Source organism: Gardnerella bivia (assembly GCF_049262715.1).
GTDB classification, from domain to species: Bacteria; Actinomycetota; Actinomycetes; order Actinomycetales; family Bifidobacteriaceae; genus Bifidobacterium; species Bifidobacterium vaginale_A.
The window spans coordinates 281637-306903 of record NZ_CP058399.1; the positions used below are offsets into that span (position 1 = coordinate 281637).

Below are 25267 nucleotides of genomic sequence, written 5' to 3' on the forward strand. Positions count from 1 at the left end.
TTGCCCAGCACACAGCATTAAGCCTGCGGCCAGACACCGACTATCAAAAATACACCAACCTATGTACTAACGTCAAGCAGGTGTTTTTATAAGTCGAATTAGACAATATTCACTATTGTACTCATGGCATATACTTTATCTATTTAATTTTAAGTATTTGCAAAAATACAAATAAGAATATTACATAATTAACTTCTAGTCTGTAGAGTCAGTAGAATCTGTAGAGTCAGTAGAATCTGTTGAATCAGTAAAATCAGTAGAGTCTGAATATTCTACAGTTTCATTAGACTCAAGATTTTCATTAGACTCAAGATTTTCATTAGACTCCACAGAATCTGAAGATTCTATATAATTTGAATTGTCTAACACATGCTCTGAAGACTCAGTAGAATCTGCAGACTCAATTTCATGAGTTTCCGATCCGTTATCTAATTCCGTTCCACCTTCAACTTCAGATTTATCTTCTATTTCAGTCACAGGCTCAACTTCAGTTACAGGTTCAACTTCAGATTCACCCTCAACTTCATTGACCGATTCACCTTCAGAATGATCTAAATTCTCAATAGAAACATTTTCATCCTCAACAGAATCCGAAGAAACAACAGAATCCGAAGAAACAACAGAATCCGAATCACTCATTCCACTAGAGTCAGCAGACATACTCGCAGCAGCTGCAGCAATACGCGCAAGCTTAGCTCTAACATCTGCACTAGAACCTTTAGGCTTAACTACTGCAGACGAGGTCTCAGTAACAGTGCCATGACCATATTTATTCGTCTTAATAAAAGGATCTCCGCCTTTAAGCGCATAAGGATCAGCATATTCCGAAGAAACTGTTGGCTCATCATGTAATATGAATCCACGACCTTTACAAGTCGGACATTCCTCCGAGAAAGCTTCAACCAATCCCTGTCCCACACGCTTACGAGTCATTTGGACAAGACCAAGAGAAGTAACTTCAGCAACTTGATGCTTAGTTCGATCTCGAGCCAAACACTCAACAAGACGGCGCAAAACAAGATCGCGATTAGCTGGCATAACCATATCAACATAATCAATCATGACCATGCCACCAATATCACGCAAACGCAACTGTCGAGCAATTTCTTCAGACGCTTCCAAATTGCAGCGAGTAACTGTTTCTTCCAAAGACTTACCGCGACCAATAAATCTACCGGTATTAACATCAATAGTTGTCATAGCTTCCGTGCGATCTATAACAATAGACCCACCAGATGGCAAATAAACTTGACGCTCCATACCTTTACGTAGCTGACTATCAATCTGCCATTTATCGAAAACATCCTTGCCTTCATGGTCAGCAGGATCCCAATATTCAACCTTGCTTCTCAAATCCGGAGCCATCATCTCCAAATATTCATCAATTCTGTGATAGACACCTTCACCTTCAACAATCAACTTATTGAAATCATCGTTAAAAATATCTCGCACAACACGAATCGCAACATCAGGCTCACCTTGCAATAATTTAGGACGCTTACCATGCAAGAATTCCTCACGCTTTTCACTAATACGCTGCCATTGACGAATCAAAGACTCCAAATCCTTAGAAATCGCTTCCTCACTTGCGCCATCTGCAGCTGTGCGAATAATTACTCCCATATCTTTTGGAGCAATCTTAGACACAATTGAACGCAAACGAGAACGTTCGCGATCTGAAAGCTTACGGCTCACGCCAGTCATACCACCAGAAGGAACTAAGACTAAGAACCTTCCTGCAAGAGTTACTTGCGAAGTTAAACGCGCACCTTTATGACCAATAGGATCTTTAGTAACTTGAACAAGAACAGGATCACCAGACTTGAACGCCAACTCAATTAGTCGAGGCTGACCTTCAAGACGAGTCATATCCCAATTAACTTCGCCGGCATATAATACGCCATTCCTAGATTGGCCAATATCTACGAACGCAGCTTCCATACTTGGAAGTACATTTTGTACACGACCAAGATAAATATTGCCAACAGTAGCAACTTCTTGAATATCAGAAACATAGTGTTCAACAAGAATATTGTCTTCAATAACTGAAATTTGCGTATGACGATCTCGCTCACGCACAACCATCAAACGATCTACATTCTCACGGCGAGCAAGAAAATCCTGTTCCATAAGAAGATTTTGACGACTACGCTCACGACGATTATCACGGCGGCGCTGTCTTTTCGCTTCTAATCGAGTTGAACCTTCAATATCCGTAATCTCATCAATATACTGCTGCTTACGAGAACGGCGAATACTATTCCCAGAATCACCAGAAGATGAAAGCGCATTCGCATCATCAGAAGGTAAATTATCTGATCCATCAGAATTTGAAGAACTAGAGGACGAATCATCTGAAGATCTAGAAGGACGACGTCTACGCCTACGCCGAGTGTAAACAGCCTCTTCATCATCTTGAGCACGCAATTCTTCAGGATCAGGGATTAAATCACGATCCTCTTGAGAAACTTGAACGGCATCGATATCAATATTGTCATTATCTGAATCAATAAAACCGGATTCCGAATCATTTTCACTGTTGCTACTGTTGCTACGATTACCACTATTATTATTGCGATCTAATCTAGAAGGACGACGTCTACGCCTACGGCGAGTGTAAACAGCATCATCGTCACTATTTTCATACGAATCAACATCATCCTGTGAATCTGAATCTTCATCTGAACCAGAATAATCAGAATCATCATTCCTATCAGAATGACGGCGAGAAGAACTCGAGCGCTCAGATTTATTCATCAAATCACTAAGATCGATCGTATCTTCTACTTTAGAATCTATAGGACTATAAACAATATCGTCATATTCTAGATCCTCTTCAATCTGCTCAACTTCAGCAGCAGCTCTTCGCTCAGAAGCATTCAAACGGCGATTCTTACGAGAGCGTTTTACTGGAAGATCAGACTTCTTGGAAGATTCCTTGGAAGATTCTTTGGAAGATTCCTTAGAAGATATATCAAAAGATCCATCTAAAGATAAATCGTCAAAAATAACGCCATCTGAAGATTCATAATCTGAATCAGAATATTTTGAAGACTTACGATTAGCATTGCGGACATACCCGCGATTAGAATCGTCAACAGACTTTCTTCCAAATGAAACTTCATTATCAGCACTGTTATCTGTGCTGTTATAATCGCTGTTATCTATTTGAGAATCGAAACGCCCTCTTCGCCTACGGCGGCGCACAGTACGCTCATCATAAATATCGCGACTATCTAAATCATCTAAATTATCTCTATTTTCTCGACCAGTTTTATTATCACTAAAATCATCGATACTTTTAACTCTAGATTTAGACGCATTCCGCTTAAGGACGCCATAATTTACATCATTGCGCGCGTAATACGAGTCTTCAACACTGTCATCATACGCATAATCATCATTTTTACGTCTTCCACGCGAGCGCACGCGAATTGATTGCGTATCATCAATATTGTTATCATCGCGATTATTATCACTGCCGTAGTTAAAGTAATCATCAACAATTTCATCGCTGAAATCATTTGAACGAGTACGAGAAGTATTTTTTACTTCATAGCGATTTCTTGAAGAAGACTTTCCTTTAGATGAACGAACTCGCGAACCTTTTTCACGAGAAGTTTCACGGCTGTCTTCATTAGCATCGGAAGCATTATTTTTATGACGCTTATCAACCTTTTTGCGATGCTTCGTGCCTAAATTATCAGAATCATCACGCTCACTGCGCTCATCATTTCTCTCATCAAGACTTCTTTGAGGTAAAACAGGCTCTCTAAAAAGTAAAGAAGTAACATAGCGCACAGAAGTAGAAGAATCAGAGTCAGTTTCAGAAGCAGACATGGTTTCAGAAGAAGAATCAGTTTCAGACTTCGCATCAGACTTCGCATTAGACTTAGAATCAGACTTAGAATTCTTATTATCTGATACTTTAATTTCAAAATCAGAATCATCTACAGCACTATTTTCAGCATGCTTATGTTTATTTCTTTCACGCTTAGAAACAGGCTTAGAAACACGCTTAGAAGTGGATTCAACATTCTCTTTAGAATCAGACTTAGAATCAGACTTAGAATCAGAATCATTTTTGCTAGAAGAAATATCAGAAAGCGATTTATCTACATTATCGCCTTCAACACGCAAAGCCATTGACTTTCCAGCTTCTCCAGCAACTCTAACTACTCTACGGCCAGTACGACGTCTTCTCACTGACGATGAACCATCATTAGTTGACGAAACTACATTTACAACATGTTCAACTGAGCGCTCTGCAGAATTGGATTCTGCATACGCTTTACCATTTTCAGCTTCATTGATATTGAAGCTTTCTTCTGTTATCTCGGGCACAATGCTCCTAACGAAACGCTGCAATCGTTTCGTATTCCTGGCAGAGATGCGGCATACTTACGCCATCATTCTCAAGCTTTCAACAAAGTCTAGTTGCGCAACAGCGGACACCAAGCCTCACCAATACGCATGTGAGGGGATCGACGCCATTTCACGCTCTGGCAGATTGCAGTTCTGCCGGTATCTAGTATGCCATAGCGCACAGTCAAATTAAAATAATGTTCTGTTTCAACCCTAACTACATCTATCTAAAAATAAAATCACACATTAACTAAACAAACTAACAACATGTTGATGTAATTGAACCATGCAATTATTTGTAGGCATTATCGATAGTTTGCTTGCATCTGTTATTTTTTATCTTGATTAGGCAATTTTATTTTCATTAAAATGCCCCAGAATTCCCTGCATAATGAAACAAAATTATTTTTGCTTCATGCGTCTTGTCCAATCAGGATATTGCACAAACTCAGTTCTAGTTTCCAAGCCATGAAATATAGTATCCGGCATTGCGCCATACACAAGCACAACGCGCGGCTCCAACTCATCTAACATCGCAATCAAGCCTTCCCTAAAATATCGTTTAGATTCAGCTGACTTAATTTGCCCGTAAGTTCCAATTGAAACGATGCTATGTTTGTCTACGCCCTGAAAAGCGACTTTTTCTCCCAATAATTCATCGGTATACGTTCTCTCATCACCCCAACGAATATTAGGTATAACGTGAATTCCCTGCTTCCTTAAATAATAGCCAACTGCTCGATTCAAATAGATGCTTGCGATTTGCACGCAAAGCGGTGCATCAATGTAAAGAGAACAATCAGGCGAAATCACTCCAGGATATTGTTTTAACTCTTCAACATAATCTTCCGTATGCGTCAAAATATCTCTGAACTTAACATCATGTTCGTAAAAGCAAACAAAGTCTTGCTTATCACAGCTACGCTGCCTTTGTGAAAACGGTACAAGACCACTAGGAACAACAATCTCCTCTGGAGCATCAATATGCGGTATTTCAAATTTCCCATCGAATAATGCTGTTTCAATTAAAGAAACTCTAAAACCTTCATCTACAAGCGTTTCTTTGTTAGGCATCAGTATCCTCAAGAAAATACTCAGCGCACTCTACACAAAAGCCAATGTAATATTCTTTAGTTTCATCTGGGTATTTATTCATCAAATTTTTATAACACTCTACAAGTTCTCTGCTTCGTGTTTTTACAGCCAGGTCATCAATGATTTCGCAAATCCAAGCAAATTCATCTGCTGTACACTCATTTTTCAAATACGCAACTGTTGAAGGCACGTCTTCCGATAATACTTCTATTTCTTCTTTCCAACATTCCTCTACGCCAACGTAGTATTCGTCAACAGTGTTAATCCGTTTTTGAATTACCTCTTTAAACTTTTGTACATCCATTATTTCTTACCTCTTTTCTTACTCGGTTGATTTGAATCAGAAGATTCATCAGTATCCTCAAGAAAATCCTCAGCACACTCTATACAAAAATCTACGTGATATCTCTTAGCCTCTTCAGGAAATTTTGCCATCAAGCTTTTATAACATTCTACAAGTTCTCTGTTTCGTGTCTTTTCGGCCAGGTCCTCGATAATTTCACTAATCCAACTAAACTCATCTTCCGTGCACTCATTTTTTAAGTATTCGATAGTTGATGGTATATCTTCAGATAATATTTCAACTTCTTCCTTCCAACACATTTCTAGTCCATAATCGTATTCATCATGTGTCTCATCACGCTTTTTAATTACCTCTTTAAACTTTTGTACATCCATTATTTCTTACCTCTTTTCTTACTCGGTTGATTTGAATCAGAATCTTCAACGGTATCCTCTCCCAAGGCTGCTTCGGCATACTTCACACAGCCGGCAAAGTTAAATGTCTTAGCCATGTCAGGATATTTTTCCCCTAGATTCTTATAACATTCCACAATCTCTCTACTCTGTGTTTCAGCAGCCAGATCATCAATAATTTCGCAAATCCAAGCAAATTCATCTGCTGTACACTCATTTTTCAAATACGCAACTGTTGAAGGCACGTCTTCCGATAATACTTCTATTTCTTCTTTCCAACATTCCTCTACGCCAACGTAGTATTCGTCAACAGTGTTAATCCGTTTTTGAATTACCTCTTTAAACTTTTGTACATCCATTATTTCTTACCTCTTTTCTTACTCGGTTGATTTGAATCAGGAAAGATTGTGCCGATTTGACCGTGTGTTCGTATAACTCCCACACGCACGCCTTTCCAAGTACCAAATACAATAACCCCATCTCTCACATGCTTGTTTCCTTTTAAGTTAGCAACATGTTCACCCGCGTGCTTAATGTCCTTGGTGGTCCAACCGTCCGGAAACCAAGACTGATATATACCATCACGTTTCCTTTTGTTCCAATGCTTGGGCACATATCCAACTCTTACGCCATTGGGATATGTTTTCACGATATGATACTCAATGCCGTATTTATCCAGTTCTTTAAGTCCTGTCTGACCATGACCGCCGGATTTTAATCTGATTTGTTGCCCTTTATGTGGCTTAGTGTATGCTCCCTCGTTAGAATGAACAACAGCAAATTGACTTGCTGAACCGGCTGCTCCGCGCGTATTTAAAACTCGCCCGCTTTTAGTTGTTCCCATTTACTTCACCCTCCACCGTACGTATACGGTGAAGAGCTTTATTTATATTTAATTTCACCATATATCACGCCTTTCTACCTGTTTTTAAAACAGGTTTTATTTCCAACTTTTTTCTTGTAGTTACTTAGCAGGCGTGATAAAATGTTCATTGCTTAGATGGGTGTTTTATAACGCCTACATAAAACGCTTTTGAATTGCTCCAACAATTTAGAAGCGTTTTAATTTACTAGTTCGTTCACGTTTGTTCCCCCTTTTTCTGCCAATTCATACAACCGAAGTGATATCGGATCAATCTTTTTTATAAATTCTTTTTCATGACTAAATAATTTAAATCCGAGTTTCTTCTTACGACTTGCAATATTTGCGCTTGCATTGCACGCAGCTTCAAAACTTACACCGCAAAATGCTACAATCTCATTTGGTGATTCTATGCCCTTCAGCATGAGGTAGGCGGTTGGACACATGAAATGCCTTGCAAAATAATCAGCTAAATCATCTTTAGAATCATCTTCATCTTCGCAAATATAATGCCCAATCTCGTGAAATATAGAAAGACGGACTGCACCTTCTGATCCAAACGCATCGTTGTAATAAATCATTGGTGGATTTTCTTTAGACTCTTTAACAAAGAATGCATGATTCGATTTCTTTTGCAACAGCTTTTTAGCTTCATCGGAAAAAGCAGAATAGGGAACAAGAGCTATTTTCATCTTCCGACAAAGCTCTTTCGCATCAATCGGAAATTTATTGATGCCGTAATCATCGTATATTGAATAAATCAACTTATCCAATTCATCATATTCACTTCCGCTTCTATACATCCGCTCTACTCCCAAGAAGTAGTGCAATTAGCTCATTTTTTTCTTCAGCCGTAAGCTCTCCACCTTTTCTGGCAATAGCCGTAGATATTGTTTCATAAGCACTTGCTTCACTCTCTTCCCCATCGTCAAGAAGATATTCAGTTGCAACACCAAATGCTTTAGCAAAGTTCACAACAATATCAAGTCGTGGTCTACGCTCACTTCGAAGATACCTCGAAACCGAGCTTTCTGTAATACCGCTTAATTGCGATAACTGTTTTTGGTTAATACCTCTATCATTCATTAAGTTCTTAACCTTTTCTTGCCAGCTCATATCAGCTCCTCCTTTTACACTCGCAATTATATGTTGCAAATTGGCAATCGTCAATATCAAATTTAATATCTGTAAAATAGTGGCTTTCAGTAGTTAAATTCAGATCTTGATGAACCAACCTTAGCGGAAGCAACATCTAAGAAAATATCAACAACAAACCCAAAACAAAACAAGCCCAAGCTAAACCCAAAACAAAACAAGCCAAAACAAAACAACCGAATCAATCAAGCAAACTTATCTAAACAAAACAAAAACTAATTAAATAGCATCTCACACCAGAGATAGAATCATGACTATGGGCTTAATTAGCGCTATGCAAGGATTTTGCGTCATAGGAATCGTAATTGCAGCAGGATACATAACCGCTCGTATGCACATTGGCGGATCTCAAGCTCAAATGGTCCTAAATCGCGTGAGCTTTTTCATTTCCAGCCCTTGCCTAATGTTTGCAATTCTAGCAAAACAGCCAATCTTTGAGATTTTTCACTCGTCAATTTTTGTTGCATTCTTTTCTGCAATGATTGTTGGAATGATTTTTGTTGCATTAAATAGCATATTCTTCCATCTTCATGCATCAGATTGCACAATCGGAGCACTAAATTCTCTTTACCTTAATTCAAATAATATCGGCCTACCAATCGCCACATATATTCTTGGAAATCCTGCACTTGTAGCACCAATTCTAGTCATGCAACAAGCAGTGTTTACACCCATTGGCTTAACAGTTCTCGACATTACAACTACTGGCAAATGCTCTCTTAAGCGTATTGCTCAGCAGCCTTTAAAACAACCACTTTTAATTGGCTCACTTGGCGGAATTATTATTTCTGCAATTAGCGCTAAAATCGGATATTTTCCTGTACCAAATTTCCTTTACAATCCAATTAAGATGATTGGCGATTCTGCAGTTCCTATGATTCTTATGGCATTTGGAATGTCTCTTTACGGAAGTAAACCATTACAAAAAAATTCCAACAGAATTGCAATAGCAGCCGTTGCAATACTTAAAAACATTATTATGCCTATTATTGCTTTTATTCTCGCATACTTTGTAATGGGATTCCGCGGTGCGACTTTATACGCGTGCGTTGTGCTTGCAGCTCTTCCAACAGGACAAAACGTCTACAATTATGCAGCTAGATACAATGTTGGCTTAAGTTTTGCGCGTGACGGAATACTGTTATCAACAGTCACAAGCCCGATTTGTATAGCCGTGATTGCAGCCGTTTTGGGGTAACTAATTCTCGCGCATTCGTAGCATTTGCAACAAGAAATTTACCTTTCGCAAGTTGGAAGTCTACTTCCAAATTGAAGCTACCTTCGCGCAGCAAGCTCATCAAGACGCGCACTGAAGCCGTAGCGAGAGCGCTCGCAAATGCTGTAAATATAAGCATTAAGTACAGAATTGAAGTGATTAAACTCAATTTTTTAGCACGGCATCCAAACTCTTTATTCCAACGTTATTTAACTTTTCAAGCGACAAAATCTGCGTTCGCGCCAAATTTCTAAGCTCAACCATGCGATCAGCCTGCTGCAAACCCTTAGAAATTAAAACAGCGTTGTAACTTTCCATGTTCGACAACACCAAAAGCTCATTAATACTCGCTTCATCTCGAATGTTGCCTTTTGACTTAGGATTTGCATCTCGCCACTGCTTAGCAGTCTTGTTAAACAGAGCAACATTCAACAAATCCGCCTCACTTGCATACTTATACATCAACTGCTCAGGAGTCAAATCTTTCAACAAATACTCTTTAATAGCATCTGTATGAATCTTGTAATTAATCTTCGAAATCTCGCGGTTCAAATTCCAGTTCAGCGAAAGCCTTGAATTTTCATCGGATTTAAGCCTTTGATAGTCTTTGATAATATATAGCTCAAATTCTGCCGAAATCCAGGCTGCAAACTTAAATGCTATATCTTTATGAGCGTAAGTTCCACCACACTTACCAGATTTGGAAACTATGCCAATAGCATTTGTTGATTCTACCCATCTTTGAGGCGATAAAGTAAAAGAATTAGAACCAGCCTAGTTCTTAAAGGAGTCGAATTCGACCCCTTTAAAATTTGGATTGTTAATGCTCTCCCACAATCCCAAGAACTCAATAGTATTCTTCACTCTCAGCCAGTTTTTAACAACATCTTTAGGCTCTTCTTTGTTTTTATATCTCGCAATATCGGTTAAACTAACGTAATCATTCCTAAAATCTTCCGTATAAACCTGAATTGTAAAGCCTTTTGCATTAATAGTATCTTTTTTAATATTTGACATATTAGACATAAATTTCCCCCTAATTTTTACGCAAATTTACGCAATTAGTTGCTTTCTTTGATTTGTTTACTTTATTTCTATGCGCTTAACACAATCCCACTAAATCACAAGCAATACAAAATCAATCACAAGCCATAAAACATCTAAAAACTAGCAGAAAACTAGCATGCATCAGCGCATAAATATGATTTTATAAGATTCCACAGATAAAAAACAACAAAACGAAAGCAGCAATACTTTCGCAAGTTGGAAGTCTACTTCCAAGTTCAGTGCAAAACAACAAAAGTTGGAAGTCTACTTCCAAATTGAAGCTACCTTTGGGCAGCTACCTTCGCGCAGCAAGCTCATCAAGACGCGCGCGGAAAGACGGCCAATCAGTGCGCATCGCTGTAAGCAACTTTAACTTAGAAACATCGTCAATAGGAACCCATTTGATTTCCATACTCTCGTCATCGTGTGCACAAGGCTCAACTCGATGACCTGGCTTTTCAAACGCGAAAACAGTCGTATAACGCCAATTTCCGTGGTCTTCGCAATAAGCTCCAACAACATCAATATCTTCCGAAGTAATATTTGCTTCTTCAAAGGATTCACGAAGAGCGCCTTCTATTGCACTTTCACCATCGCAAATTGCTCCACCAGGAATACCCCAAGTACCACCTTCAGCACTCCAAAGAGCGCGATGCTGCATCACAACATGCGTCACACGACCAGTTTCATGATCTCTTCTAGCAAGCAACACTCCAGCGGCACCATTATAACCCCAATGTCTGCGACCACAATCGCATTGCACCCAGCCATCGCCTGGCTGATGAACATTTTCTTTAGGGACTTTAGTAGACGTAGGATTACTTTTCATGCCAACCTCTTCAAGAGTTTCCTTATTCCATAAATCATTGAACGCATAACCAAGCTCTTTCACCATTTCACGAAGAAGTGGCAAACTTATTCCAAGCACTCCATGAGGATCGCCTTTAATACTTTCAATAAAAGCACCACCAAATCCTTCTAAAGTAAAAGATCCTGCAACTTCTAAAGGCTCACCTGTTGCAACATACGCGCGAATTTCATCATCACTCATAGAAGAAAAAGTCACGCTTGCACAACTAGTTTTGCACACCATTCTTCCATCTTTAGCATCAATCAAACAATGACCAGTCCACAATTGCCCTGTTTTGCCACTCATTTGTTTGATTCTCTCAAATGCTACCTCTGGAGTATGCGGCTTTCCGTAACACTTTCCATCGAGTAAGAACATTGAATCGCAACCAACAATCAGAACACTGTTGCAATCGTTAGAAGATTTATTTAGATGCTCAAAATCATGAATATCGAACGACTTTGTAGGAACTCTAACACCTGAAAAATCACGAGTTTGCGATGTTTTAACATTATGCGTTACGTCTGATTTCTCGTCACTTTCTAAAGAGTTATTAGCATAAGATTCAGCAGATTCTGAATCTTTAGACTCACATTCCGCTTCAAGCGGATACCCCACAACCAAATCGCCAGTAGCACTTGCAGCTGCATCCGCCACGCGTTTATATGATTGATACACAGCTTGAGCTTTTGCTTTCGCTAAAATCGAAACTCGCTGTTCTACACTCAACTGCTCAACTTTAACGCAACGAGCATCCGCAGCATCACGCAAAACTGCTGGTTCATCTACTTCACTAACATGAATCACAGGAATCACGCCAGAAGAAGCCAAAACAGACCTACGTGCAGGCGACTTTGAAGCCAAAATCAACGCAACTGCCATACTTACTCTTCCTTTTATCTTTCACATAAATCATTCGCGAGTTATTGCAACACCAGTAGGATCGACCGGTACGTGAAGCACACGCCAATCATCGCGCAAAAGCCATGGCTGCGCGATTTTTTCGATTTGCATGTCTTCACTCGCACTACTTCCAACATAAAACACTATTGCACAAGAACCTGCTCCAGAAATCGTAGCTGCAAAACCAGCATCACGCAACGCTTTTACTAAATCCCAAGTTGGTTGCATAAGACTTGCACGATATTTCTGATGCAATGCATCTTGAGTTGACTCAAAAAGCAAATCACTTCTAGAAAGAGTTGTTTTTGCAAAAGAATCACTCAAATCTCCAAAAGCAACTGGGAGCAAAGAAGCGCGTGAAACATTAAAAATAGCGTCACCATATGGAACTTTTTCTGGAAGCGCTCGTCTAGCTTCTTCAGTTGAAAGAGTAAAGTTTGGAACAAAAATAGTTGAGCGAATATCACTTGAAACGTCATATCGAACAGTGTGAAATTCTTCGCAATTCTTCCAACTCATAGTCAAACCGCCAAAAACTGCAGGAGCTACATTATCTGGATGTCCTTCAATCTTAGAAGCGATTTCAAAAATCTTTTCACGATCAAGATCTCCTTCATGTGAAAAACTCCACGCTGCAGCTACTCCTGAAACAATTGCACTAGCAGAAGATCCCATTCCTCTCGCTTGAGGAATTTTATTATATGCTTCAAGAGTAAAGCTTAAGCGCGGAAGATTAAAAATTTCGCAAGCTTTGTAAAAAGTTGATACTACTAAATGCGTTTCATCTATTGGTAAAGTATCTTCACCTTCTCCATGAATTATCACACGCAAATTAGAAGAATCATCCAGAGTAAAAACTAATGAATCCGCGTAATCAAGCGCGATTCCTGCAGTATCAAACCCAGACCCCAAATTCGCACTAGTAGCAGGAACTCGAATAGATACACTTTTACAAATCGGCTTCATCTTTCTCCTCCACGTTTTTACTCTAGTTTTACACGTTTTTACGATTGGTTTACACGTTTTTACGATTGGTTTTCACTTATTGCGATTGTTTCACACGTTTTTGCGATTGTTTCACTCAATTACTCTAGCGTTACTCAATTACTCGTAAAACAAAAGGCTTTGAACAAACAACATCTAACTTTTGCAAATCAAAAACAATTGAATGTAAATCAGCTTCAGAACAATCTTTTACAAGAATTCTTAAATCGCCAGGACCGCCGATTCCGCATTGAGGGCAATCTTTTTCACCGTCATATTGTGCTTCACACGAAGAAGCCAAACGCTCAGAAACGACTCCATACTTTCTAAACACATCCATAACTTCATCGCAAAGCGCCAATGAAGTATCTTCCATATTGCAACGAATAACAAAATTCGCACGATTTTGCGCATCTGTTGACGGAATATACGAATTATATAAAGCAACAGGAGCACCCGAACACCTTCGAACAATATTCGTAACAGCACACACTAAATCTCCTAAAACAGCAGAAGCAGTTGGAGATCCACCAGCACCACGACCATAAAACATCAAATCATCTGCACCATCTGCTTTTACAAATACAGCATTAAAACTTCCATGAACAGACGCAAGAGGATGTTCTAAACTAACCAAAGCCGGATACACTTTGGCGCTTACAGCATTATTGCAACGCTCAACAGCTGCAAGAAGTTTAATAACACGATTTTCAAACTTAGCAGCTTTTATGTCGTTATAGGTAATAGAACTAATTCCCTCAACTTCAACGTTATCAATGCTAACGGGAGTTTGAAAAGCTAAAGTAGCTAAAATAGCAGCCTTATTTGCAGCGTCTAATCCTTCAATATCTCCTGTAGGATCTGCCTCAGCATAACCTTTTTCTTGAGCGTCACGTAAAGCTGTTTCAAAATCAAGACCTTTTACAGTCATTTCATCAAGAATATAGTTTGTAGTACCGTTTACAATTCCAAAGATTTTCGAAATACGATCCCCCATAAGAGATTCTCGTAAAGGACGAACAATAGGGATAGCTCCAGCAACTGCTGCCTCAAAATACAAATCAACGCCATGAGATGCAGCGCATTCATATAATTCAGGTCCAAAAGCAGCCAACATAGCTTTATTAGCAGTCACAACAGATTTTCCGTGTTCAAGAGCACTTTTTACAAAAGTATGAGCAGGTTCAAGTCCGCCAATAAGCTCAAGCACAACGTCAACATCGTCTTTTACACACAATGCTGCTGTATCTGTAGTTAGCAAATCTCGCTTAATCCAAGGAACATCAACATCTTCCGGATGTAAACATGCTACTCCTGCCAGTTCAATCACAGCTCCGGTTCTCGCAGTAAGCTCATCACTATTTTCAACAATCATTCTTGCTGTTTGTGAACCAACAGTCCCAGCGCCTAATAATGCAACGCGAATAGTTTTATTAGATGACTTATTGCTTAGCATATCTCTCTCCAATAGTAGTTTATTTTTGCGAGTTTTAATCCTTTGCGAGTTTTAATCCTTTGCTAAATGCTAATCCTATGTTATATACAGAATTATTTGCCAATTAACAAGTCATTTTCTAATTATCCTAATTATCCTAATTAACTGACTGTTCTCTAATCATGCAAATTAACAAATTATTCTCTAAAAGCAAAATCCCTATGAAAACAGCATTAACAAATTAAAAATTATAGAAACAGTCAAAAACGAAATTACTCCAACTGTTCCATAAAGAGATTTTCTACCAATCTTCTTAGGCATCTCCAAAGGAGCGTCAAAAAATACAAGATATTTACGTCTGCGAATTAGCAAAATTACGCCAATAACCAACATTGCAATCATAAACATGCTATACATACCAGCCAAAATTAAACCTGGTGGCAATTGCGACAATTCACTTTCTTTCATTTGATTTATGTCAATCATATTGCCATTTTTATCAACCAACTGTTTTTGCAACCACATTGCAATTACGCTACCTTGCAGATTCACAATCATGTGAAGAAATATATTGTATTGCAACTTAGAAGTGCGAACATACATGTATCCGAAAACTAAGCCAAGTCCAAAAGCATAGAAGAACTGGAATACGTTCATATGGAATAAAGCGAATGCGAGAGCAGAAAATACTATAGCTCTTTTTTCTCCATAAACTCTTAAACGATCTAATATTTGCTTTCTAAAAAGCCATTCTTCTACTATTGGCGCAAGAACAACAACAAACACAAAAGTTTCTAGGATATCCCCAGAAGCTATTGTATCTGAAACATGATTTTCTGCTTTTCCACCACTTAAAAGTTCTGCAAAAGCTATACCAGCAAAATTCCCAATGTACATAATTGGGATACTCACAGCAAAAAATCCACAAAATTGCGTAAAACTCATAGAGAATTTATAAGTTGTAACTTTAGGAATTTTACGCATAATAAGCAAAGCTACTGGAAGAGCAACTAAATATTGAGCAACGTCTGAAACAATTATTGTTTCAAGCGAATTACTTATTAATCCTTTAGGAATTACGCGAGAACAAAGCATGCCTAACGCATATGCAACCGAAATCCAAACTATGAGGAATAAGCATAACGATACACCAAGCATCCCTTGACGTTTGCGCGCCGTCAAATACACGTCACTTCTTTGCATATCTTGCATTTCTTGCATATCTTGCATACATGTTCCTTTTACTGTTATTTTGCATATATTTAAGTAATTACATTGAGATTGATTAACTATTATTCAATCACACCTTCGATAAGTTTCGTAATCAAATTACTGTAGCTTATTCCAGTTGCTTCCCAAGCTTTTGGATACATGGAGATTGGCGTAAATCCAGGCATCGTGTTGATTTCGTTAAGGATTACGCGCCCGTCTTTAGTTACGAAAGAATCCACGCGACTTAACCCGCGACCGTCTGCTGCTTTGAATGCTGCAAGTGCAGTTTTGCGAACACGCTCCAGCGTTTCAGCAGGCAAATTCGCCGGAACTTCCACGTGCGAAGCTGCAGAATCCATGTATTTGCTGTCAAAATCATAGAACTGGTCTTCGCCAGACTCGCGTTTATCTAAAACAACTTCTCCAGGCAAACTTGCTTTTGGCTCTTCGCCATCGCGCGCTGCAAGAACAGCACACTCAATTTCTCGCGCATCAATTCCTTGTTCTACCAATACTCGCCAATCATGCTTAGATGCTTCATAAACAGCATCAGCTAATGCATTAGCATCATCAATGGATTCGACTTTTGTTACACCAAAACTTGAGCCTGCACGACTTGGCTTTACAAAAAGAGGATATTCAAGCTTTGCTACATTAACTTGAGATATTATTTCTTGAGCATAATTCTCAAAATGATTTTCTGCGTCATTTACAAATTTTCGCGTATCCAGTGCAATACCTGGAGCTACATCAATTCCAGCAGCCTTAAAAAGCTGCTTTGCATAGTACTTATCCATGCAAGAAGCAGAAGCTAAAACTCCACAACCAACGTATGGAACTCGCATCATCTCAAGCAAACCCTGCAAAGTACCATCTTCTCCATTAGGACCATGAAGCACAGGGAAAACAGCATCAATATGACCTAAACTTGTCAACGTGCCGTCATTTTCACGCACTAAAAATCCATCTGCTCCCTTAGCTGGGTCTAGCACAACATCACGCGTGCTATCAGTTTTTGTAATCAGAGGGAGCTCTCCTTCTTCCATGCGGAAGTTGCGAGGATCTTGACCGCCTACAATCCACTCACCTTGTTTTGTTATAGCAACACGGACAATCTCGAATCGACTTTCATCAACTGCACTTAACACGCCAGCAGCTGATATACATGAGATCGAATGCTCGTCTGCTTTACCGCCGTACAAAAACATTACACGCTTTTTCGCCATTTTTTTCCTTTGAAAATCAGACTTTTTAAATTATTTAAGCTTAACTTTTCAACTATAAATTATTTAGTCCAAATTGTTTTAAGCATATATTATTTAAGTTTATTAAGCCACTCTTTTTATTTAAGATTAGTGAGTTAATTTTTCTAAAAGTACACTACTCTTCGCAAACATCGTCATCAAAAAGCATTGAAAGCATTTCTTGGCAAGAGATTCCTTCTTCCAGCACGCGAGCCATTGCACTTGCGAGTGGAGTTGCAACGCCCAAACGCTTACCCATTGCCACAACTGCGCTTGTAGTTGGCACGCCTTCCGCAACGCCATTACTAACAGCAGTTGCCTCTTCAACGCTCATTCCCTTACCAAGATTTGATCCAAAAGTGTAATTGCGGCTTAGAGGAGAACCACAAGTTGCAACTAAATCACCAAAGCCTGCAAGTCCTGCAAAAGTGCGAGAATCTGCGCCTTCCGCAACGCCCAATGCCGTCAACTCTGCAAGACCGCGCGTTTCAATCATAGCAGCCGTATTTTCGCCGTAACCTGCACCGCGAGCCATACCAACTGCGAGCGCAACAACGTTTTTAAGTGATCCGCACATTTCTACGCCGATTACATCTGTTGACACAAACGCTTTGAAGTAATCATTTGAACAAGCCTTTGCAACTATTTGCGCTTGCGACTTTTCTTCACACGCAACTACTGCTGCAGCAGGATGACGAGATGCTACTTCCTTACTCAAGTTTGGACCAGAAAGTGCAGCAAAACGATTACGCGGCAAATTCAACGCTTCGCACACAACTTCATCCATACGTTTTCCGGTTGTGCGCTCAATTCCTTTCATAAGAGAAACAACGATCGCATTTTGTGGAATCTTGCCTGCAAAATCAACCAACGCTACTCGCGCAAACTGTGCTGCAATTGCAACTACTACAATATCCGCATTTTCAACTGCCTCAACACGATCCCCAGTTGCAGTCATATTTTCTGGCAACTTTTCAACGCTTGGCAAGCGCACCGCGTTATGATGATGATCACGAATACCTTCAACGATTTCTGGCTCTATTGCCCACATCGTTACACGATTACCTGCGTCTGCAAGTACTTGTCCAAACGCAGTACCCCATGCACCAGCACCCAACACCGTAACGTTCATTATTTACGCCTCACCTTTCGGTTGTAAATCTTCGGCAAATATTTGTATTCTTGGCTTTTTAACGCACTATTTCATAATTCTACACACGACACTTTACGCATTAAAACACGAACTAAAACATGCATTAAGCTTCATACAAAAGCACGCATCAAAATTCACAATAACCATGCATAAAAACGCGAATCACGAATTAAAACGAGAAACTAATCTTCTTCAACTCTTTTCATAAGCTTGTAATCAAAGTATCCAGCTGGCGCTTTTTCTCCGCGAATCTCTTCCATAATTTGCGTCATACGCACTCGCACGCGTCTTGCAAGCTCTTCAGCTGCATCCATTGGAGGCATTTGACCCCAATTATCCATATCGTTAAGAAGATCAGAATAATCAAGCTGAGTATCATAACACATTACAACGTTTTTCTTAGGCCAAGGCCACCAATGGTTTATACTTGCAGCTCCCCAAACTACAGCACAAAATAGAGGAATTTGATGTCCAAGCCTTCTAGATGCTTCAAGAGCAATAATACCAATTCCCGGCTTCATGCTCATTGGCCATTTTTGAGGATCTCTTGTTAAAGTGCCTTCTGGCCAAATACTTAAAGGCCTTCCATTCGTTAGAATTTTGATTGATTCTTCTTCAATTTCGCGCGCTTTTCCGCTTCTTCTTGGCACAGGTTGCATGCCAACAAGTTGAAACCATTTGCCTAAGATCGGCCAACTCGCAAGCTCCGCTTTAGCCATATATCGAGGTCTGCGTCCTTGGTGGAATAGCGCTGTCATTGGTATAAAAACGTCAAACATAGTAACGTGCGTGCAAGCAGTTATAAATACGCCATCTTCTGGTACGTTCTCTAACCCCCACGCTTTTACTTTGCATCTAGAACGAAGTACGCGAGATGTTCCTTCAAGTAATCGTTCAGTTGCTTTTGGATTTTGAGCGTTTATTTCTGCGTATGCTACTTTGCGCTCGCCAGTTGGATAATAGTAAGTTGGATCAACTAAATTATGCTTTTTCGAAAGATACTCTACCTGCTCATCACTGAGTGGCTTAACTGCACTTCTCGGTGAAGGTTTTCCTTTTGATACCATACAACTATTGTGCAGCATGCTATAAACACACTATGACACTATGACACTATGAATTAAAAGCATATTTACGAAATACAATAAAAATATAATAAAATTTCTTATTATGTATTTTACTTTTATTACATAAACATGCGCTCATTTAATAGCGTAGTAAAATAAACTCATTTAATAGCGTAGTAAACAAACTAAAATTTCGACTTATTTATTTCGTATTCTGTTAGAAAAAACTTTTGAAATTAGACCGTGTTTAGGTGACGCAATCCAGGCGAGCACAAAGAAGACTGTTGCAACAAGCACAATCGTTCCACCAGTAGCAGTATCAAAACTCCACGAAATATACATTCCTAGAATAGATGAAACACAACCGATTACAGGAGCAAGAATCATCATTATAGACAATCTATCTGTGAGAAGACGAGCTGTTGCTGCAGGAGTAATAAGAAGAGCAAGCACAAGAACATTACCTATTATTTGCACAGAAACAACAACAGCAACTGCAACGATCACATAAAGCATCCCATCGAGCATAGAAACAGGCAAACCCATTGCGCGTGAAGTTTCGCGATCCATTGACACGCATACAAGTTCTTTATGGAATATAAACAGCAATGTAAGAATTATCAAACCTGTAATAAAAACGACAACAATATCTGAATCTGGAATACCAGTTATAGAGCCAAATAAGAATGATTCCAAAGATCCAGCGTATCCAGATGCTTTAGAAATAATCACAATTCCGAGAGCAAATGCTGAAACAAAGAATACGCCAATAAAAGAGTCCTCGCGCAACCGACGATTTTGACTGAAGATTGACACTATTAACGCTGTTGCAACTCCTGCAATTGCACCGCCTAAAAGCAAATTACCTTGCAAAACGAAGGCTATTGCAAGACCAGGAAAAACAGAATGCGCTACAGCATCTCCAATAAAAGCCATTCCGCGAAGAACTACATAACATCCAACAGCACCGCAAATTACGCTTGAAAGGCAAGCTACTATAAGTGCTTTTAGTAAAAACCATAAGTCTGGATTCGTTAAATCTTGAATAAATTCAATAGGCGTAAGCATTTACTTCTCCAATCCATTAAAAGTCTTACTATTTTCGTGCACGCAACTACCATCACACATCTCACTAGTATTTTCTTGGCTTTTAACGCGCTGTACTGCTTGAATAAGCGGATTATCTTTAGACACATGAAATGTTTTAACCCACTGATCTACACTTAATGATTTCGCAACTCCATCTCCCACAATACTTCCGTCAAAAAGTATGATTCTTGAGCAAGAGTTCATAGAACCAATAATGTCATGTGAACTCATCAAAATCGACTCGCCACAAGCGCATAAATCTGAAAACAACTTTGTAAGTAATTCTTGAGTTGGCATATCAAGACCAGTAAAAGGCTCATCAAGCAATAACAAACGCGGTTGTGATGCTAAAGCTCTAGCAACTAGAACACGCTGACGCTGACCTCCAGAAAGTTCTCCAATAGTACGATCTCGAAAATCTGCCATTCCAGTACGATCTAATGCATTAAGAGCTGCAATATAATCTTCTTTTCTAGCTCTTCGAGCGTATCCAATATGCCTAATTCGTCCCATCATTACTACATCAAAAGCCGAAAGAGGAAAATCCCACGCAATATCGTGACGTTGAGGAACATATCCAATATTTGATACTCGCTTAATATTTCGTTTGATAAAATTATCATCATTACTAAGTTCATGCGAACGAACTTCAAGATTACCTGCATGAGGAATCAATCCCATAATCGCGCGAAAAAGCGTAGTTTTACCAGCACCATTCGCACCAAGCAATCCCACGAATTCACCGCTTTTAATATTAAACGAAACGTCTTTTACAACTTCTCTACTTGCATAAGATACGCTTAGATTTTGCGCGCTAATCACAATGTTTTCACTATTTTTCATAAACTTCCCTACCATTTCAAAAATTAGTAATTAAATTCACTTCAAACAATTTGCTAAAGAATCCGCATTCGCACGCATCATATCTTCATAACTTCGAACATGCGAATCAAAAGCATCGCCATAAATTGGGCATACTTTAACTCGCGCTTCAGAAGCTAATTCTTTTAACACAGATGAGCGAGATATAAGATTTGGCTCTAGAAATACTGCAGGAATTTGTAAATCGCGTAAAATTTGCGAAAGCCTACGCCTATCTTGCACACTCGGCTCGCTAGAAGGATTTATTGTTACAAATCCAGCAATATTTACACCATAAGCCTTACCTAAGTAAGCAAAAGCATCGTGAGTTGTGACTAAGTTGCGGCGTTCTTTAGGTATTGACGCAACTTTTTTACGCATATAGGCATCAACATCAAGAAGCCTGTTAATATAGCGATCTGCATTAGCACGATATTTATTTGCATTTTTAGGATCTACTTCACACAATCTGTCAGCAATAGTTCGCACATATGCAATACCGTTTTTTACTGATTGCCACAAATGTGGATCAATATCTCCATGAACATGTTTACCTAAAACTGCTTGCGGAAGTTGATAAATTTTCTGTCTTGCGCTTCCAAGGAATCTATAACCTTGTTCTGCTGGAATTTCTTTAAGTGCATTAGTTGGAACTTCCACAACTACATCTTTAGGTTCATAATAAACACGCTTAGGTGCAGCAGACCGCTTCTCTTGCAAAGTATCAACTCTGTAAAGAAACCCACGTTTTGCTAAATCATAAGCTAAATCAGCATGACCTTTATTCAAAACTACTCGAGCTGAGCGTGTTTTCGCCAATTTTTGAGCGTTAATACCAACAGCAAATCGCATAGTGGTATTTCCTAAACTAGCAACTCTCTCATTTTGAGCATTCAACATGTCTGCATGAAAATCGAGCAAATACTCACCAGGCTTACTAAAAGCCCAACTTAAATGCGTGTGAGCATCTGCAGGCAAATCCACATGATCCTCATCGTTAATTCCATTTGCTGAGTTAATGTAAGTTTCAACGCTACCAAAAGTTCCAGTAAGATAAGCAAAAAGTGATCCAGGACCTTTTACTTTAGTAGCTGTTAAACGGATTCTATCTGATCTTCTCATAGTATATGCATTTGGTTTCAGCACAGTTGCACGACCCTGTTTTGTTACAGTAGAAGGCGCATTTGATTGAGAAGACTGATAAGACTGAGAAGATTGAGAAGATTGAGAAAACTTTTCACTCTTATTCAAACTTTTAAGCTGCTTTACTGATCCACTTGAGCTAGATACACTTGAGCTATTTCCACTTGAGCCAGCACCACTGTTATTATCCGAAACTTTAGAACTTTGCAATACATTAGAACTTTGAACAGCCATACGCTCCGTAGCAAGACCTAGCCAAATAGTATCCAACGACACATCTTCTACCATAGGAATAATATCTGCAGCATGCTTAACGCTTTCTTCTGCAAGCTGCACATTAGGCACACCTTTACGCAAATTCGCATCTAAAGCAGTAATCACGCCATGCTCCTCAAGCATCATGTAATTACTAAAAGCAACATCCGCATAAACAACATCTCGTATAGAACGCAAGCGAGGCTCATACGAGTGCGGATCTGCATTATCTGGAACTATAGAACTTACATTTGCAGCATCTCCGGCAACATTTGCAACCATATCTCTCAATACGCCAGTAGTTGTTACAACATTTATTCGACCATCTCTATGACCAGATTTTGAATAATTACTCACATTACTGCATGCTGAAAGTGGCATAATCATAGCTATAATCACAAAAAACACGCGTGCTTTTAAAGAAATCATAGCTTTAAATAGATCCACATAAAACAACTTCTTAATTGCCACTTCCAATACCACCAAACTAATTACCAAAGATCATACTAATAAAGCCGCTATTAAGACTAATAATCTTGTACTTGCGCAATACATATACGCCTAAATAGACTACTGCGCAAAGAGCAATAACACTGCCACTTAAAATAGAATAAGCGAGTAAAGTCTTATGCTTAAAGAAACCAATAATTCCACTATTTGAAGCATCATCAATCGATTCATCTTCAAACTTTGCATTATAAGCATTTTTATTATCTGATTTTCTCAAAGAAACAGTAGGCATTAACCCTTTTGACTTATCTGAAGATGAACGCAAAGATTTATCTAAACGTCTTCCAGAAGAAATACCTAAAGACCTTCCACTTCTAGCATTGATAACTCTATGCTCATTTCTAGCACTATTAGCGAAAGTAGCAACAGGTCTTATATCGTCTACTATATTTTCAGGTTCATGATTAGCTATAAGTGGCTTTACAAGTTCCTCTTCACCTTCATCTTCTTCAAGACTACCTTTTACAGAACATGAAATTGGCATTTTATTAGGATTAACACCAATAGCAAAATGGAATTTTTCTTTAGAAATTGAACCATTTGCTTTAACAGCGAAAGTCAAAGTATAATAACCAGCTTTAGAAAAATCCCAATTAGCATGCATATGCGTATTAGCAGGGATTTTATACCACTTCTTGGCACCTCTTTTACTAGAAAACATTTCACTAGGACGTTCACCTAAACTACCTTGCAACCATACGCGCACACTTCCAGGACCTTTTATAGCAGCTAAATACATAGTTGTAGAAGTATGAGGACTTAGATTTTGATTGTTAAATCCAACCCAAGGAACTCCATTTTTCTGCGTTTGCGGCAATCTCCAAACGTTATTTCTTTTAGATGATTGTCCAGCATAAAAAACTACTGTACGAGGATGTCGTATAACATGCTGTCCAGTGACATCTTCTTGAACAGCAAGAGAAAGCCCACTGTTTGAAGTATAAGAAGCTATATCCGCATGACCATTACTAATAACAAGAGCATTAAGCTTATGCTTTATATCTTTAAAAGTTAAGCATTTAGCTTTAACAGGCCGATTTTCTCTATCTTCATTATTGTTGAAATAGCCGCTTTCATCGTCAATCGATTCATCTTCAGATTCTGAATCGTCTTCACTCCCGTCTTCACTCTCGTCTTGAGAACCCTGTTCATCTTCGCTATCATCTTGCGAACCTTCGTCTTCGGTTTCAGACTCAGAATTATTATTCTCATCGTTATTATTTTCACTCGCGTTCGCGTTAGAATCGCTAGAATCACCAGAATCGCCAGAATCAGAATTATCGGAAGATTCAAAATCATATTCTGAATTTTCTTTAGCGCGCTTGAGATCCACTTCAAACGTGTAATCTTGCGTATCTTCAAGAGTATTACCATCAGAAGTAAAAGCTACAGCTTTAACTGTTAAAACATACACTCCAGGTGCTGTAAAAATCCAATCCATATGCACGTGAGCATTGCCATTCACACTGTATTCGCTTGGAAAATCAGTGCCATCAGTTCCAAGATGTTTTAGTGTTTTGTCATCATCTTTGCCAGCCATATAAACTGCGCCATTTTTAGGCATATTGGCTTTAACAAAACTGAAAGTCACACTTTTAATCTTAGAATTTTCACCCAAAGTTTCAGTAGAAACACCTGCATATAATTTACCTTCTTTCATTTGAGAAGGAAGATGATACACGTATTTCACATTCTGCTTTACGAAAGAAAATACTTTATTTTTTCTTTCGCGACTTTTCTTGCCAACAACAAATCGAACTAACGAGGAATTATATCGAATGCCATTTGCATCACTACCAGGAAAAGAATCACCTCTTGTTCCAAGCACAAGATTTCCGTTGACATCTTTATAAGTTGCAAAAACGTCAGTATGCCCTTTATTTACTCTGCAAATTTTTGCACTATTATTCGCACTTGGCTTCAAATCAGAATTTTTAAGCTGTGCAGCAACACAAGCTTTCTCATTAGACGACTGCAAATTTTCAGAATCATTCTGATCAGCAACTGCTGCGGGAATAACGCAAATAGATGCTGCAAAACTAGAAACTATAATTCCACTAAGAACTACACTAGATACTTTTTTAAGAATACTAAGAACTTTTTTAAACATGATTTAGCATCCTTC

Annotated in this window: 20 protein-coding genes and 1 pseudogene; 1 reads left to right on the forward strand and 20 read right to left on the reverse strand. The window is 38.9% G+C overall.

Going from position 1 to position 25267, the window contains the following annotated elements:
* Positions 1–195: 195 nt before the first annotated feature.
* From HXT27_RS01360 to HXT27_RS01395, 8 genes are all read right to left on the reverse strand, one after another.
* The gene (locus HXT27_RS01360; protein ID WP_369803163.1) at positions 196–4344 is read right to left on the reverse strand and encodes an Rne/Rng family ribonuclease; all 4149 of its coding nucleotides are present in this window, start codon (positions 4342–4344) and stop codon (positions 196–198) included.
* Between the two features lie 423 nt (positions 4345–4767).
* Entirely contained in the window at positions 4768–5439 is a 672-nt protein-coding gene (locus HXT27_RS01365) for a DUF4417 domain-containing protein (RefSeq protein WP_103043445.1), read from the reverse strand.
* Positions 5432–5764, reverse strand: coding sequence for a hypothetical protein (locus HXT27_RS01370; protein ID WP_103043444.1), 333 nt, complete (start codon positions 5762–5764; stop codon positions 5432–5434). The genes HXT27_RS01365 and HXT27_RS01370 overlap by 8 nt, the downstream gene beginning before the upstream one ends.
* Positions 5764–6138 (reverse strand): hypothetical protein, encoded by a 375-nt coding sequence (locus HXT27_RS01375; protein WP_103043443.1) that lies wholly within the window; start codon positions 6136–6138, stop codon positions 5764–5766. Before HXT27_RS01375 ends, HXT27_RS01370 begins: the two co-directional genes overlap by 1 nt.
* Entirely contained in the window at positions 6138–6515 is a 378-nt protein-coding gene (locus HXT27_RS01380) for a hypothetical protein (protein ID WP_103043442.1), read from the reverse strand. Before HXT27_RS01380 ends, HXT27_RS01375 begins: the two co-directional genes overlap by 1 nt.
* On the reverse strand, positions 6515–7000 hold the full coding sequence (locus HXT27_RS01385) for an EndoU domain-containing protein (protein WP_103043441.1): 486 nt from the start codon (positions 6998–7000) through the stop codon (positions 6515–6517). Before HXT27_RS01385 ends, HXT27_RS01380 begins: the two co-directional genes overlap by 1 nt.
* A gap of 218 nt (positions 7001–7218) precedes the next feature.
* Entirely contained in the window at positions 7219–7821 is a 603-nt protein-coding gene (locus tag HXT27_RS01390) for an ImmA/IrrE family metallo-endopeptidase (RefSeq protein WP_103043440.1), read from the reverse strand.
* Positions 7814–8134: a helix-turn-helix domain-containing protein gene (locus HXT27_RS01395; protein WP_103043439.1), complete on the reverse strand. Its 321-nt coding sequence runs from the start codon at positions 8132–8134 to the stop codon at positions 7814–7816. Before HXT27_RS01395 ends, HXT27_RS01390 begins: the two co-directional genes overlap by 8 nt.
* 295 nt (positions 8135–8429) lie before the next feature.
* Between HXT27_RS01395 and HXT27_RS01400 the strand changes: the two genes are divergently transcribed.
* Positions 8430–9371: an AEC family transporter gene (locus tag HXT27_RS01400; RefSeq protein WP_103043438.1), complete on the forward strand. Its 942-nt coding sequence runs from the start codon at positions 8430–8432 to the stop codon at positions 9369–9371.
* A gap of 183 nt (positions 9372–9554) precedes the next feature.
* Here the strand turns inward: HXT27_RS01400 and HXT27_RS01405 are convergent.
* From HXT27_RS01405 to HXT27_RS01460, 12 genes and pseudogenes are all read right to left on the reverse strand, one after another.
* Positions 9555–10415: pseudogene (locus HXT27_RS01405) on the reverse strand (KilA-N domain-containing protein).
* A 316-nt stretch (positions 10416–10731) separates the two neighbouring features.
* Positions 10732–12168 carry a Maf family nucleotide pyrophosphatase gene (locus HXT27_RS01410; RefSeq protein ID WP_103043437.1) on the reverse strand — a complete coding sequence of 479 codons (1437 nt, stop codon included), beginning with the start codon at positions 12166–12168 and terminating at the stop codon, positions 10732–10734.
* A gap of 30 nt (positions 12169–12198) precedes the next feature.
* Entirely contained in the window at positions 12199–13155 is a 957-nt protein-coding gene (thrB, locus tag HXT27_RS01415; protein ID WP_103043436.1) for a homoserine kinase, read from the reverse strand.
* Between the two features lie 130 nt (positions 13156–13285).
* A complete protein-coding gene (locus HXT27_RS01420) occupies positions 13286–14629 on the reverse strand; it encodes a homoserine dehydrogenase (protein WP_103043435.1) in 1344 nt (447 codons plus the stop codon).
* Between the two features lie 198 nt (positions 14630–14827).
* Positions 14828–15829: a CPBP family intramembrane glutamic endopeptidase gene (locus tag HXT27_RS01425; RefSeq protein ID WP_082266313.1), complete on the reverse strand. Its 1002-nt coding sequence runs from the start codon at positions 15827–15829 to the stop codon at positions 14828–14830.
* A 71-nt stretch (positions 15830–15900) separates the two neighbouring features.
* The gene (locus tag HXT27_RS01430) at positions 15901–17046 is read right to left on the reverse strand and encodes a D-alanine--D-alanine ligase family protein (RefSeq protein WP_103043434.1); all 1146 of its coding nucleotides are present in this window, start codon (positions 17044–17046) and stop codon (positions 15901–15903) included.
* 154 nt (positions 17047–17200) lie between these two features.
* Complete coding sequence (locus HXT27_RS01435; protein ID WP_103043433.1) at positions 17201–18196, reverse strand: NAD(P)H-dependent glycerol-3-phosphate dehydrogenase; 996 nt, start codon at positions 18194–18196, stop codon at positions 17201–17203.
* Between the two features lie 203 nt (positions 18197–18399).
* Complete coding sequence (locus HXT27_RS01440) at positions 18400–19284, reverse strand: lysophospholipid acyltransferase family protein (protein WP_075523819.1); 885 nt, start codon at positions 19282–19284, stop codon at positions 18400–18402.
* Positions 19285–19482: 198 nt separating this feature from the next.
* Positions 19483–20352, reverse strand: coding sequence for an anchored repeat-type ABC transporter permease subunit (locus tag HXT27_RS01445; protein ID WP_075523820.1), 870 nt, complete (start codon positions 20350–20352; stop codon positions 19483–19485).
* On the reverse strand, positions 20353–21216 hold the full coding sequence (locus HXT27_RS01450) for an anchored repeat-type ABC transporter ATP-binding subunit (protein WP_230955929.1): 864 nt from the start codon (positions 21214–21216) through the stop codon (positions 20353–20355).
* Between the two features lie 36 nt (positions 21217–21252).
* Positions 21253–23013, reverse strand: a complete 1761-nt coding sequence (locus HXT27_RS01455) for an anchored repeat ABC transporter, substrate-binding protein (RefSeq protein WP_230955937.1) — start codon at positions 23011–23013, stop codon at positions 21253–21255.
* A 106-nt stretch (positions 23014–23119) separates the two neighbouring features.
* Positions 23120–25252, reverse strand: a complete 2133-nt coding sequence (locus tag HXT27_RS01460) for a choice-of-anchor M domain-containing protein (protein WP_075523822.1) — start codon at positions 25250–25252, stop codon at positions 23120–23122.
* Positions 25253–25267: the final 15 nt, after the last annotated feature.